The organism is Saccharomonospora halophila 8 (assembly GCF_000383775.1).
Lineage (GTDB): Bacteria > Actinomycetota > Actinomycetes > Mycobacteriales > Pseudonocardiaceae > Saccharomonospora > Saccharomonospora halophila.
The window spans coordinates 2902-17461 of sequence record NZ_KB912566.1; the positions used below are offsets into that span (position 1 = coordinate 2902).

Genomic DNA, 14560 nt, shown 5'->3' on the forward strand with positions numbered 1-14560 from the left:
GCCCCCGGCACCCTCGCCCGCGGCCCGGCGGGCCCGGTCCAGGTGCGCCCGCAGCGGCGCCGATTCGCCCTGTTCCAGGCGTCCGGCGTCGGTGAACCGGGACAGCAACGCACCGAGATCGTCGAGCGAGGTCGTCGTGGTGAACCCGACCGAGTGCTCGGTGGTGTTGCCCGCCGCGTCGGTGGCGGACACGGTGAGCGTGTGCTCGCCGAGCGCCAGGGTGTGCAACGGCACCGTCGTCCCCGACTCGATCGGCTCGCCGTCCAGGGTCGCCGACCGCTCGGCCACACCGGAGTCGTCGTCCCGCACCTGCCACGTCGGCGTCAGGTCCGTCGCGTCCCCGTAGACGGCCCCGTCCGAGACACCGTCGACCGACACGGTCGGCGGAGTCCCGTCGAGCTCCCGGATCTGCACGTCGCGGAACCACACCTCGTCGGCGTCACCGTGGTTCTGCAGCCCCACATGGCCCCGGGTGAGGTCGCGCCCCGGGTCGGTACTGACGAAATCGTTGATCAGCGTGCCGTTGAGGTACACCTCGATCCGCTGACCACGGACCACGATCTCGTAGGAGTTCCACTCCCCCGGCGGGTTCAGCGCGTCGTCCCGCGCCTCGAGGTCGGCCGACTGGAAGTCGTAGACCGCCCCCGTCGTCTTCTCCGGCGCGTCCGAGGGGTCGATCTGGATCTCGTAACCCTCGTTCACAGCCACCCACGGATCGTCACCCGGATCCGGGAAGCCGACGAACACGCCGGAGTTGTCGTCGCCGGCCATCTTCCAGTCCAGCTTCAGGCTGTAGGCACCGAACTCCTGCTCGTGCCAGAACAGCCCCATCCCGCCGACCGAACGCACCGCGCAGTCCCCGGTGTGCTCGAACGAGCCGGGGCCGGACTGCCGCCAGCCGTCCAGACTGCCTGCCGTCCCGTCGAAGAGCATCCGGTAGCCCTCGTCCGGGGCCGTGGGCTCGCACTCCGGCGGAGCCTTCGGCGCGGACACGCCGTCGCCGGTGAACCGCAACTCGTCCACGTCGAACAATCCTCCGGTGCCGGCGCCGCGGAACACCAGGTACAGCGGCGCGGTACCACCCGGATCGGTGACCGCGACCGGGTCGAGATCGACGTAGTTCTCGTAACCACCGGTGTTCGGCACCTCAGTGGTGTGCACCACCGGGCCGTCCACGGCACCGTGCCGCAGTTCGATGGTGCCGCCCGGTCCTCCGGAGGACACGCGGTAGCCGACGGCATCGACCCCGGTGAGGTTCGCCGGATCGATCTCGATCCAGTCACCGTCATCGATGTAGCCGACCCGCTGCCCGCCCTGTGCGCCGTCCGCGGCGACGACCTCGACGCCTTCATGGGCGTCGAAGAACTCGGCCTGCTTCACCTTCGGTTGCAACACCACCTCGTCCGAGCCGGTCAGCGCCGGAACCTCGCCCGCACCGCCGGTGTCGGTGTAGCTGACGTTGAGCACCCCGAAGATGTCGGCGTCGAGTCCGTGGCCCTCGTCCGCGGGCGTCTCGATCACACCGGAACACCCGGAGGCCTCGGACAGCGGGTGCCCGTGCCGGTCGTGGCCGAGGACGTACTCGACGTGGACCCGGGAACAGTCGATCTCCCCGTCCTCCGGGTCGGTGACCGACACCTCGAACGGCACCTCGTCACCGAACCCGAAGAATCCACCCTGGGCCGGTGTCTCCAGCGTCACGGACGGTGCGGTGTTGCCGACGGTCACGACCACGCTCGCCGAGCCGGTGAGCCCGGCCTCGTCCGTGACCGCCAACCGCGCCGTGTACTGCCCGTTGTCGGAGTAGGTGTGGGTCACCGGGCCCGCCTCGGTGGAGTCGGTCTCGCCGTCCCCGTCGAAGTCCCAGGCGTAGGACAGCTGCCCGCCGTCCGGGTCCCCGGTGCCGGACGGGTCGAAGGCGACCTCCAGCGGAGCCTGCCCGGAAGTGTTCTCCGCCGAGAGGGACACCTCCGGGGTGCGGTTGCCCTTGGTGTAGTCGATCCGGTACACGGCCGAGTCCGGTGCCCCACCGAAGTAGCCGCTGCCGTAGTCGAGCACGTACAGCGATCCGTCCGGGCCGAACTCGATGTTCATCGGCCGGGTCAGCTCCATCGAGGAGAAGAACGGCTCGATCGCTCCCGGCTGCCCGTCCGGTCCTACCTCGATGGTGTTGATCCAGCCCCGGTCCCACTCGTAAGCGAAGTTCTTCCCGTCGTAATACTCGGGGAACTTCGTGACCGAGTCGAGTGCCGGGTCGAAGTCGTAGACCGGACCGCCCATCGGCGACTCCCCGCCGTCGCCGAACTCCGGCACCGAGCCGCCGTCGTACGGGATCCACGCGGGCTGCGCGGGTGGCAGTTCGGTGCGACCGGTGTTGTTCGGGCTCTCGTTCCTCGGTGCCGCACAGTCGAACTCGGCACCCGACTCGCCCGTGGCGAAGTCGTACTCGTGATACGCCTGGTTGTCCCCGACGCAGTACGGCCACCCGTAGTTGCCGGGCCCGGTGATCAGGTTGAACTCCACCGTGCCCGCGGGTCCGCGCTCCGGGTCCGCCGACCCGGCGTCCGGACCGTAGTCGCCCAGATGGATCCAGCCGGTCTCCCGGTCGACGGCGAACCGGAACGGGTTGCGGAAGCCCATCGCGTAGATCTCCGGGCGGGTGTTGTCCGTACCCGGTTCGAACAGGTTGCCCTCGGGGATCGTGTAGCTGCCGTCCTCACCCACGGTGATCCGCAGCAGTTTGCCGCGCAGGTCGTTCGTGTTGGCCGCGCTGCGCTGGGCGTCGAAGGCGGGATTGCGGTCGGCGCGCTCGTCGAGCGGGCTGTAGCCGTCCGAGGCGAACGGGTTCGTGTCGTCGCCGGTGGACAGCAACAGGTTCCCGTCCGCGTCGAAGTCGATCTCGCCGCCCGCGTGGCAGCAGATGCCCCGGTCGGCCTCGACCCGCAGGATCTGCTGTTCGCTGGTCAGGTCCAGTGTCCCGGCGTCGGTCAGTTCGAAGCGGGAAAGCTGGTTGTACCCGTCGAACGGGGCGAAGTCCTCGGCGGTGCCGGTCTCCGGCGCGTCCCCGGACGGGGTGTCCAGCGGGGGCGCGTAGTACAGGTACACCCACCGGTTGGTCGCGAAGTCCGGGTCGACCGCGATGCCCTGCAACCCGTCCTCGTCGTGGTTGTAGACGTCGAGTTCCGCCGCCAGCGAGGTGCGGCCCTCCGGTGTCGTCAGGAACACCCGGCCGTCGCGCGAGGTGTGCAGCACCCGGCGGTCCGGCAGGACACTCAGGGCCATCGGCTCCCCGGTGGAGTCCGCGCCCTGCGCGAGGGTGATCTGGTCGAAGTCGCCGTCGGTCGGCGCCCCGCCCGGGTCGCCGGAGGTGGAGCAGTCCGCGTCGGCGAGCCCGGCGGCGTAGCGGATGCCACCCGCCAGGTGGCCGAGGAACGCGGGTTCGTCGTACGAGGCCTCGGTGTGCCCACCGCCGGTGTACCAGGCACGTCCGCCCTGGTTCTCGTGGCACCACGCGATCGGATGGTCGTCGCCCATCGCGCCGGCGCCGGGGTCGTAGCTGCTCTCGTCGAGGGAGGCCAGCACCCGCACGTCCTGCCGCGGGTTCTCCCGGTAGTTGTACCACTCGTCGGTGCGGGTCCACTGCTCCGGCAGGTCCGCGGTGGACGGGTGGTCGCGGTCCTCGACGACCGTGGTGGCTTCCTGGATCTGCGGGTGGGAGTCGAAGTACGCACCCACCAGATCGCCGTACCACGGCCAGTCGTACTCGGTGTCCGAGGCCGCGTGCACACCCGCGTACCCGCCGCCGTCGGCGACGTAGCGCTCGAACGCCGCCTGCTGGTCGTCGTCGAGCACGTCACCCGTGGTGGACAGCCAGACCACCGCGTCGTAGTTGTCCAGGTTGTCGTCGGTGAAGGCGGCCGCGTCCTCGGTGGTGTCCACCGCGAACCCGTGTTCCGCCCCCAGGTCCTCGATCGCCGCGATTCCCGTGGGGATCGAGCCGTGCCGGTACCCCGCCGTCTTGGAGAAGACGAGCACGCTCGCCTCCTGCGCCGCGGCCGCGCGCTCCGGACCACCGTCGATCGGGGCGGCGAGTGCCGTGCCCGACCCGCCCAGAACGGTGCCGAGTGCGAGCGCCGCCGCCCCGATCCGCCGTCCGCGGCGTGGGGCCGTGCGTCTGTTCCCGGTCCTGCTGCTTCGTTGCACGCTTACCTACTCCCGTCAGCCTGCCAACCCGTCGTGCCGTCCGTGCTCGGTGCGCTCCCACCTCCCGTTCCGTGCCGCACACGGCACCGTCGACTCTCGGTGCCGCACACGGCACCGGCCGACCCGGTGCCGTCTCCGGCACCCGTCGACTCAGTGCCGTGTCCTGTGTGTCCGTGCGCCGTCAGACCCGGACGAAGGCCGAGTCCGCGGCCGCGCTGTGCTGCACCGCCTCCAGCACGCGCTGCACCCGCAGGCCGTCGGCGAAGCCCGGCTCCGGGGGTGTGTCCGTGGCGAGCGCGGTGAGCAGGTCGACGACCTCGTGGGTGAAGGTGTGTTCGTAACCGAGCAGATGGCCGGGTGGCCACCAGGCACCGAGGTAGGGGTGCGTGGGCTCGGTGACCACGATCCGCCGGAAGCCCGCCGTGTCCGGATCGTCGGCGGCGTCGTGCAACCACAACTCGTTCATCGACTCGAAGTCGAACGACAGGCTCCCGCGCGAGCCGTTGAGCTCCAGCCGCATGGCGTTCTTGCGGCCGAGCGCGTACCGGGTCGCCTCGAAACTGCCCACCGCCCCGCCGGAGAACCGTGCGGTGAACACCGCGCAGTCGTCGACGGTCACCGGTTCCGTCCCGCCCGGTCCGGACCGGCGTTGGCGGACGAAGGTCTCGGTCAGCGCGGACACCCCCTCGATCCCCTGCCCGGTGACGAACTGGGCGGCGTCGACGACGTGCGCCCCGATGTCGCCCAGCGCCCCGGACCCGGCCTGTTCCCGGCGCAGCCGCCAGGTCATCGGCGAGTCCGCGTCGGAGAGCCAGTCCTGCAGGTACATCGCCCGCACGTGCCGCAGCTCGCCGAGTCTGCCCTCGGACACGAGCCGCCGGGCCAGCGCCAGGGCGGGCACCCTGCGGTAGTTGAAGCCGACCATGGCGTGCGCCCCGCGGGCCCGGGCCTCGTCGGCGGCGGCCGACATTCGCCGGGCCTCGTCGAGCGAGTTCGCGAGCGGCTTCTCACACAGCACGTGCTTGCCCGCGGCCAATGCCGCCACGGCGATCTCGGCGTGGGTGTCCCCGGGGGTGCAGATGTCGACGAGGTCGACGTCGTCCCGTCGCAGGAGTGCGCGCCAGTCCGTCTCCGCCGAGTGCCACCCGAACCGCTCCGCCGCCGCGGCGGTCCGGTCCGGGTCCCGTCCGCAGACCGCCACCATCCGCGGGGTGACGGGAAGGTCGAAGAAGCGTCCGGCGGTGCGCCAGGCGTGTGAGTGCGCCGCGCCCATGAAGGAGTGCCCCACCATGGCCACGCCGAGCGTGCCAGCGGGTCGTGTGGTCGGCGTCGCGGTGTGCGCCGAGGAGAGGTCCTGTGTCACGAATCGAACCCAACGTCGAGGTAGGAGTCCACATTGTCCTTGGTCACGACCGCCGAGTACGTCGTGATCTCCGAGGGGATCTCGTGCTCGGTGAGGTCGGACAGGCCCTTGTTCTGCCCGAGCAGGCGGGCCATCGACAGCGCCGACGAGGCCATCGACGGGCTGTACAGCACCGTCGCCTTGACCGGCCCGGAGTCGGCTTTGATCAGATCCATCATGTTGCGCGATCCCGCCCCGCCGACGAGGAAGAAGTCGTCGCGGCCCGCGGCCTCGATGGCGGCCACCACCCCGATCCCCTGGTCGTCGTCGTGGTTCCACAGCGCGTCCAGGTCCGGTGCGCTCTGCAGCAGGTTCGCCGTCTGCTCCTGACCGGTCTGCGGGGTGAACTCGGCGGCGACCCGCGGCCCCACCCGGAACCCGTGGGTCGACAGCGCGTCGGCGAAACCCTTGCTGCGCTGCTGGGTGAGCGGCAGCGAGTCGATCCCCGCGACCTCCCCGATCACCGGGTCGCCCACGTTGTCGGCCTTGAGCCGCTCGGCGATGTAGTTGCCGGCGTTGACACCCATCCGGTAGTTGTCACCGCCGATCCACGTCCGGTACGCCAGCGGCGTGTCGAAGACCCGGTCCACATTGATCACCGGGATGCCGCGGTCCATCGCCTTACGTCCCACGGAGGTGAGCGCCTTGCCGTCGAACGGGAGGATCACCAGCACGTCCACGTCGTTGTTGATCAGCGTCTCGACCTGGGCGATCTGTTGGTTGACGTCGTTGGTGCCCTCGGTGGCCTCCAGGGTGACGTCGGAGTAGCGGCCCGCCGACTCCCGGGCGTTGATCGTCATGGCGGCCATCCAGCCGTGGTCGGCGGCGGGCGCGGAGAAGCCGATGGTCACCGGCGGGCCCGGTTCGGTGTTGGCGGCACGGTCACCGGCCGGTTGCTGCTCTCCGTCCGCGGGACGTTCGTTGGAGGTGCAGCCCGCGAGGACCGCACCCGCCCCGACCCCCGCGGCCGAGAGCAGGAATCCGCGGCGGGCGACATTGTTTCGGATCATGACGTACTCCCGGTGGGTCGAGTTGCCGGATCGTCGGAGGACTCCTGTTCGGGTGGTTCCGGTGGTGGTTCCGTCGCCTTCGCCGTGCCCCGGCGCCCGAGGGTCGTGTTCTGCAGCAGCACGGCGGCGACGATGATCCCGCCCTTGACGATGCTCTGGATGTCGGTGTCCAGGTTGTTCTGGGTGAACACGTTGCTGAGTACCGTGAAGATCAGGACACCGACGAGCGTCCCGATCAGGCTGCCACGTCCCCCGGAGAGCAGGGTGCCTCCGATGACGACCGCGGCGATCGCGTCCAGTTCCCAGAGCAGCCCGACGGTGGCGGCCCCGGACGTCGTCCGCGCGACCACCATGATCGCGGCGATGCCACAGCACAGCCCGCTGATGCCGTACACGAGGGCGGTGTGCCGCTTGACGTTGATCCCGGACAGCCGCGCCGCCTCGGCGTTGCCCCCGATGGCGAACGTGCGCCTGCCGAAGGTGGTGCGGTTGAGCACGACCCATCCGACGGCGAACACCCCGGCCAGCATCCACACCAGGACCGGGATTCCGAGCAGCGACACGCCGAAGAAGTCGGTGAATCCCGTTTCGCTGACGACCTGCGTCTGCCGCCCGCTGATCCGCTCGGCCAGACCGCGCGCCGAGGCCATCATCGCCAGCGTCATGATGAACGGCACGACCTTCCCGTAGGAGATCAGCACACCGTTCACCAGACCGGTGCCCAGCCCCACCAGCAGGGCGCAGATCACCATGACGACGGGCCCGTACGACTGCGTCGCCACGGTGGTCGCCCACACACTCGCCAGGGCGGCGATCGAGCCGACGGACAGGTCGATCCCGCCTGCGATGATCACGAAGGTCATCCCGACGGCGACCACACCGATCGGCGCGGACGCCCGCAGCATCGTGGACAGGTTCGCCCCGGTGAAAAAGGTGTCCGGGTTGGTCACCACGCCGACCACGCACAGCAGCACCAGCACCCCGGTCAACCCCAGCAGCCGCAGGTCGACCGTGCGCCGTCGTCGCCGTCCGCCCGCGTTCGCGGGCCGTACGGGCGGACGGTCCAGGGTCTCGGTCACGCCGTACTCCCTTCCATCACCATGTCGAGCACGTCGGCCTCGCTCGTCGTGTCGGCCGGGCGCTCGGCGAGCACCCGCCCCTCCCGCAGCACCAGCACCCGGTCGGCCAGGCCGAGCACCTCGGGAATCTCGCTGGAGACGACCACCACGGCCACCCCGTCGGCGGCGAGTCCGTGGATCAGCCGGTACAGCTCGGCACGCGCCCCCGCGTCCACGCCCCGCGTCGGCTCGTCCAGCAGCAGCACCCGGCAGCCACGGACCAGCCACCGCGCCAGGACGACCTTCTGCTGGTTCCCGCCGGAGAGCGTGCGGGACTGCCGGTGCGGGTCCGCGGGGCGGAGGTCGAGGTGCTCCAGAGTGGACGCCGCGACGGTGGTCTCCGCCCCGGAGAGGGAGAAGCCGAACCTGCTGTAGGCGGGCAGGCTGGCCAACGTCACGTTGTCGGCCACGGACATGTCCAACAGCAGTGCCTGACTCTTGCGTTCCTCGGGCGCCAGCCCCACGCCCGCGCCCACGGCGGAGGCCACACTGCCGGGCCGCAGCCGGGTCCCCGCCACGGAGACGGTGCCGTGGTCGGGCCGGCGGGCGCCGAAGACGGTTTCCAGGATCTCGCTGCGACCCGACCCCATGAGTCCGGCCAGTCCGACGATCTCGCCCGCGCGCACCCCGAACGACACGTCGTCGAACTCGCCGCGCCTGCCGAGCCCGGACACCTCCAGCAGGACGTCACCGTGTCCGGCCGGGTCCCGCTCCGTCTCGCGGAACGCGGTCCGCACCGTACGACCCGCCATCATGTCGACCAGCTCGGAGGTCGTGTGTTCCTCCGCGTCGAGGCCGGTGGCGACCGTGCGCCCGTCCTTGAGCACGGTGACCCGGTCGCCGATCCGGCGGATCTCCTCCAGCCGGTGCGAGATGTAGACGACGGCGACGCCCCGTTCGGTCAGTCCGCCGAGGATGCGGAAGAGGTTGTCCACCTCGTCGGCGGCGAGCGCGGCCGTCGGTTCGTCGGCCACGAGCAGCCGCGCGTCGTGGGCGAGTGCCCGAGCCATCGACACCAGCTGCTGCCCCGCGGCCGAGAGGTCACCGACCTCGTCGTCCGGACTGATCTCGGTGTGGCCCAGGCGGTCCAGCAGCGCGGCCGTCTCCGCGCGGGCGGCGGCGCGGCGCAGGAAACCGTGGCGGGACCGCTCGTGGCCGAGGAAGACGTTCTCGGCCACCGACAGTCCCGGGACCAGGTCCAGCTCCTGGTACATGGTCGCGATGCCGTGCCGCAGCGCGGACACCGGTGAGGGCAGGGCCACGGCCTCGCCCCGCCACACGATCTCACCCGCGTCCGGCTGGTGCGCCCCGGACAGGGTCTTGATCAGGGTCGACTTGCCCGCGCCGTTCTGCCCGAGCAGGCAGTGCACCTCGCCCGGCCGGACGTCGAGATCCACACCGTCGAGCGCGCGCACCCCGGGGAAGCGCTTCACGATCCCCCGCATCTCCAACAGCGGGGCATCCGGCGCATCGGGGCTCGCGTTGTGCGAACTTATATCCACGTCAGCCCTACTTTCTTCTTCGGCATGCAAAAGTAGGGTGATTCGAACCACCCGTCAAGAGCGGAGTTCCGCGCCCGGGCCGATCCCGGGCGCGGTCAGGACGGTGACCAGCGGGTCACCGGGACGAGCGAGTGGTTCTCACCAGGTGAAGGTCATGTGCCGGAACTCCGGCCACAGCCGTTCCCAGGACGCCGTGCGCTCCCCGGCGAGCCAGATCGGCTCGTCCTGGTTGCCGTTGTTGACCGCACGTCCGTTGTCGATCCGGTGGAGCAGGCGCAGCTCACCGAAGTACCGGCTCAGCCGCTCGCGGTCGGACCCGACGAACAGGGTCGCGCTCGCGGACTCCGGCGGCCTGCCGAAGTAGTGGAACCCCCGGCTGCCGCTGTAGGGCCGGGGCAGGTCCGGCCGGAAGTGTTCGAGGGCGGCGGCCTGCCAGTAGGTCTCGGTGACGATCGCGGTCGTCGCCCGCGTGTCGGGCGGCAGCGAGTGGTAGGCACCGGCCACGTCGTCGGCCACCTGCGGCCAGCCGAACTCCTCCAGCTCCATGTTCATCGGACTGTAGGGTTCGCCCGCGTAGGCCGAGATCGGTTCGACCGGCAGCCAGCTGATCGCCACCGCGGCGGAGACGGCGTAGGCCACCGCGACCACCGGCTTCCACTGCACCGGCCGCAGGTGGGTGAACATCCGGTCCAGCCGGGTCGCCGCGACCGCGAAGCACAGCGCGAAGAGTCCGCCCACGTAGTACGGCCTGCCCTCGGTCAGCCAGAACACGGCCGTGACGATGAGCACCGTGCTGCCGAGGAACCGGTACGCGCGCAACTCCGGGTCCCGCAGCAGCCACCACGTACCGAGCACCACCAGGACCGCGCCGACGCCGATCCCGGCCTGCTCCAGCGCCATCGGCAGGAAGGTCAACCGGCCCCCGGCGTAGGAGACCTCGTCGGCGACGATCCGGTTCATCTCCACCTGCGGCCACCCGTGCCGGGCCTGCCACATCAGTGTGGGCACCGAGACGGCCACGGCCACCGCGGCGCCGATCCACAGCATCGGCCTGCGCAGCAACGCACGCGGCCCCACCAGGAGGACCGAGGCCGCCACCGCGAGCCAGAACACCGGGATGAGGAACTTGACCTGCAGGTCGATCGCCGTGACCACCCCCGCGGCGAGCAGCAGCCGGTCGTCCCGCAGGCGCACCCAGCGCACGAGCAGCCAGACGACGACCGTCCAGAGGAACACGTCGACCATGTGGGTGGCGAGGATGTGGCCCGCCCCGGCCAGCAGGAACGGGGAGCAGGCGTAGGCACCGGCCGCCATCGCCTGGGCGCGCGGACCACCGCCGAGCTCGCGCGCGGTCAGCCCGGCGACGACGATGCCGAGCCCGGTCAGCAGGACGGCGGGTAGCCGCAGCCCCACCACCGAACCGGGGAACAGGGTGTCCATCGCCCGGGCCAACAGCGGCAGCAGCGGCGGCTGATCGGCGTAACCCCAGTCCAGGTGCCTGCCCGCGGCCAGGAAGTACAGCTCGTCACCGTGGTAGCCGTACCGCCCGGCGAAGGCCAACAGCACCGTCATCGCGGCACCCGCGATCGCCCACACCGGCACCCGGGCGAACTGCGGTACGGCCATGCCGGAGAACCCTAACCTCCCCGGCACCGTCCCCCTGCCGCCCGCGAGTCGCCACCCCGTACCCGCGAGTCGACGCTCCGTACCCGCGAGTCGACGCTCGGTGTCCACCATTCGACGCCGCCTGCCCGCGGGCCGGGGCCCGGTGCCGTCGGATCCCGTTCCGGTGCCGGGGGGCGGTCCGGACGCCGGAGGGTCACCGGCCCTGTTCGGAAGGGTCAACTCACGCTCCCACAGGGTCGACTCGCGGGCATGGGGCGGCAACTCGCGGGCATCGGGTCACATGTTGATCATGTGGCCCGCGAGGCCGTGCACGGCTTCCTTGACCGCCTCGCCGAGGGTGGGGTGGGCGTGGACGTTGCGCGCGAGTTCGTGGACGGTGAGATCCCACTGCTGGGCCAGGGTGAGTTCCGGCAGGAGTTCGGTGGCCTCCGGGCCGATGAGATGCGCCCCGAGCAGCTCGCCGTGCCGGGCGTCGCTGAGGATCTTCGCGAAGCCGACGGTGTCGCCGAGACCGTGGGCCTTGCCGTTGGCCGTGAAGGGGAACTTCGTCACCCGCACGTCGTGGCCCTCGGCACGCGCCTGCTCCTCGGTGAGACCGAAACTGGCCACCTGGGGCTGGCAGTAGGTCGCGCGGGGGATCATGCGGTAGTCCAGTTCCATCGTCTCCGCGTCGCCGATCGTCTCGGCGGCGACGAGGCCCTGCGACTCGGCGGTGTGGGCCAGCATCAGCTTCGCGGTCACGTCGCCGATCGCGAAGATGTGCCCCACACTGGTGCGGCACCGGCCGTCGATGTCGATGGCGCCCTGTCCGGTCAGCGCCACTCCCGTGTTCTCCAGGCCGTAGCCCTCCACGGTCGGCCGGAACCCGATCGCCTGCATGACCTTGTCGGTCTCCAGCACCCGCTGCTGGTCGCCGTCGGAGACGGTGACCGTGACCCGCTCGCCGGTGTCGTCGATCGACTCGACGCGGGTGGAGGTGAACACGTCGATGCCCAACCGGCGGTACCGGCGGGCCAGCTCGGCCGAGACCTCCTCGTCCTCGGCCGGGACCATCCGGTCGAGGAACTCGACGATCGTGACGTGGACCCCGTAGTTGTGCAGCACGTAGGCGAACTCGACGCCGACGGCCCCCGCACCGCAGATCACGATGTCGTCCGGCAGCTCCGCGGTGAGGATCTGCTCCTCGTAGGTGACCACCCGGTCGGTGACCGAGGTGCCCGGCAGCAGTTTCGCCGTCGCCCCGGCCGCGATCACGCAGTGGTCGAACGTGACGGTGTCCACCGTACCGTCGGCGCCGCGCACCGCGATCGTCGTGTCGTCGACGAAGCTGCCGCGCCCGTTCAGTTCGGTGATGGCGTTCTTCTTCATCAGGTAGTGCACGCCCTTGACCCGGCCGTCGGCGGCCTTGCGGCTGCGCTGGTAGGCGGCCGTGTAGTCGAGCGTGACCTCCCCGTCGACGTGGATGCCGAAGGTCCGCGCCTGTGTGGTGAACAGGTGCGCGAGCTCGGCGTTGCGCAGCAGCGCCTTCGACGGGATGCATCCGACGTTGAGGCAGACACCGCCCCAGTAGCGTTCCTCGATGACGGCGGTGTCCAACCCGAGCTGGGCCGCCCGCACGGCGGCCGTGTAGCCGCCGGGGCCCGCGCCCAGCACCACGACGTCGAAGTGTTCGCTCATGCCGTGATTATGCCCGTCTCAGGCTTCCGGCGGGGGTTGGTCACGCACTTCGGCCAGCAGGTCGGTGATCGCGGCCATGATGCGCTCGGTGGCCTCCCGGAGCTGGGCCGCACCGGGACGGTCGGACTCCAGGTCGGACAGGTCGACCGGCGGTCCGGCGGCCAGGTGCAGCGTGGGCCGCGGCAGCACGCGCGGCAGCGAGCTGCCCACCGGCAGCAGGTGCTGGGTGCCCCAGCACGCGAGCGGCACGACGGGGGTTCCGGTGGTCAGGGCCATCCGGGCCAGTCCGGTCCTGCCCTCGCCCGGCCACCCGTCGGCCCGGTCACCGAAGGTGCCCTCCGGGAAGACCACGACACACTCGCCCGCGCGGACGGAGGCGACCGCCTGCCGGTAGGCGTCCAGCGCGCTGGACCGCCCACGGTGGACCGGGAGGTGTCCGCCCGAGGACATCACCGACCGCACCACCGGCACCGTCCACAGGTCCGCCTTCGCGAAGAAGCGCGGCACCCGCCGTGCGGTGAGACCGAACAACGTCACCGCGATCGGGTCGGCGTAGGAGAGGTGGTTGCTCGCCACGAGCACGCCCCCGCGCCGGGGCAGGTGCCTCCGGCCCCGGAGACGCCACCGGGTGGTCAGCGCGAGCACCGGTGCGAGCACCTCGATCGCCAGGCCGTACCAGAAGCCCCGGCCGCGCCGGGGGAGGCGGCCGAGCAGGTGCAGCTTGGCCACGGCACGCCCGACCGGTCCCCGCCTCCCCGGACGGGGAGCGGCACGCACGGCGCCGCGGCCACCGCCGCCGCTCAGGAGACCCGCTCCAGGATCACCACGGGGATGTCCCGGTCGGTCTTGCGCGAGTACTCGTCGTAGTCCGGCCACACGGCCGCCATCACGGGCCACAGCCGTGCCTTCTCGTCCGGATCGGCCGTCCGGGCCCGCGCCGGGAAACGCTCACCGCGGATCTGCACCCAGACGTCGGGATCGTCCCGCAGGTTGAGGTACCAGGCCGGGTGACCGTCCGCGCCGCCCTTGGAGGCCACGACCACGTAGCGCCCGTCGACCTCCTGGAAGATCAGCGCCGACTTGCGCGGTTCCCCCGTCCGGCGGCCCGTGGTGGTCAGGATCAGGATGGGCGCGCCCTTGTACCAGTCGTAGCCGACCTCACCGTCGGTCTCCTCGTACCGACGCACGTGTTCGTCGCCGAACAGCATCGTCAGCCCCTTTCCCTCGGTTCGCGGGTCACCCTACCGATCCGCTCCACCCCGCCCGGGCGCCCGCACGGGCACGGACGTCCCGGACGCCGAGGCGGTGCGGGACCCGGGCCCGTCGGGGGCCGTGGACAGCACCTCGGCGAGCAGCGCGGGGTCGACGTTGCCACCCGACACCACGGCCACGGCCGGACCGTCCGGCAGCTGAGCACCCCGGAACAACCACGCGGCCGTGGCCACCGCACCGCTGGGTTCGGCGACGAGCCCGCCGTGCCGCGCGAGCGCGGCCATCGCCGCGCGGATCTCGTCCTCCCCCACCGTGACGATGTCGTCGAGCACGGCCCGCAGGTGGGCGAAGGTCAGCTCCGACGGTTGGGCACGGAGTCCGTCGGCGACCGTCCGTGCCCGGTCGGCCACCGGCCAGTCGACCCGCCTCCCGGTGTGCAGGCTCTCCCGCGCGTCCGCCGCCAGCTCCGGTTCGACGCCGACGACCCGGGCCCGGGGACACAGTGCCTTCACCGCGGTCCCGACCCCGGCGGCGAGACCGCCACCGCTGACCGGGACCAGCACGACACGGACGTCCGGCAGGTCGGCGGCGATCTCCAGGCCGACCGTGCCCTGCCCCGCGATCACGTCCGGATGGTCGAACGGCGGAACGAGCTCCGCGCCCAGCTCGGAGACCAGCCGCCCTGCCACGGCCTCCCGGTCGCCGGGTCCGCAGAGGACCACCTCGGCCCCGTACGCCCGCGCGCCGTCGATCTTGACCTGCGGGGTCGGGTCCGGCATCACGACGTGCGCGCGGACGCCCGCCGCGCGG

At 71.3% G+C, this 14560-nt stretch carries 10 protein-coding genes; all 10 read right to left on the reverse strand.

What is annotated here, in order from left to right:
* A partial coding sequence (locus SACHA_RS22425) for a ThuA domain-containing protein (RefSeq protein ID WP_019811035.1) occupies window positions 1–4203 on the reverse strand: 4203 nt, incomplete at its 3' end.
* A 181-nt stretch (window positions 4204–4384) separates the two neighbouring features.
* Window positions 4385–5566 carry a Gfo/Idh/MocA family protein gene (locus SACHA_RS0115155; RefSeq protein ID WP_019811036.1) on the reverse strand — a complete coding sequence of 394 codons (1182 nt, stop codon included), beginning with the start codon at window positions 5564–5566 and terminating at the stop codon, window positions 4385–4387.
* Window positions 5563–6615 (reverse strand): substrate-binding domain-containing protein, encoded by a 1053-nt coding sequence (locus SACHA_RS0115160; protein ID WP_019811038.1) that lies wholly within the window; start codon window positions 6613–6615, stop codon window positions 5563–5565. Before SACHA_RS0115160 ends, SACHA_RS0115155 begins: the two co-directional genes overlap by 4 nt.
* Window positions 6612–7694, reverse strand: coding sequence for an ABC transporter permease (locus SACHA_RS0115165; RefSeq protein WP_019811040.1), 1083 nt, complete (start codon window positions 7692–7694; stop codon window positions 6612–6614). The genes SACHA_RS0115160 and SACHA_RS0115165 overlap by 4 nt, the downstream gene beginning before the upstream one ends.
* Window positions 7691–9178 carry a sugar ABC transporter ATP-binding protein gene (locus SACHA_RS0115170; protein WP_019811042.1) on the reverse strand — a complete coding sequence of 496 codons (1488 nt, stop codon included), beginning with the start codon at window positions 9176–9178 and terminating at the stop codon, window positions 7691–7693. Before SACHA_RS0115170 ends, SACHA_RS0115165 begins: the two co-directional genes overlap by 4 nt.
* A 195-nt stretch (window positions 9179–9373) precedes the next feature.
* Window positions 9374–10861, reverse strand: a complete 1488-nt coding sequence (locus SACHA_RS0115175) for an ArnT family glycosyltransferase (RefSeq protein WP_019811044.1) — start codon at window positions 10859–10861, stop codon at window positions 9374–9376.
* Window positions 10862–11137: 276 nt separating this feature from the next.
* Window positions 11138–12538, reverse strand: coding sequence for a dihydrolipoyl dehydrogenase (lpdA, locus tag SACHA_RS0115180; protein ID WP_019811046.1), 1401 nt, complete (start codon window positions 12536–12538; stop codon window positions 11138–11140).
* Window positions 12539–12556: 18 nt separating this feature from the next.
* Window positions 12557–13267 (reverse strand): lysophospholipid acyltransferase family protein, encoded by a 711-nt coding sequence (locus SACHA_RS0115185; protein WP_019811047.1) that lies wholly within the window; start codon window positions 13265–13267, stop codon window positions 12557–12559.
* 71 nt (window positions 13268–13338) lie between these two features.
* Window positions 13339–13746, reverse strand: coding sequence for a nitroreductase family deazaflavin-dependent oxidoreductase (locus SACHA_RS0115190; RefSeq protein WP_019811048.1), 408 nt, complete (start codon window positions 13744–13746; stop codon window positions 13339–13341).
* Window positions 13747–13779: 33 nt separating this feature from the next.
* On the reverse strand, window positions 13780–14560 hold a 781-nt coding region (locus SACHA_RS22430; RefSeq protein WP_083935873.1), incomplete at its 5' end, for a threonine ammonia-lyase.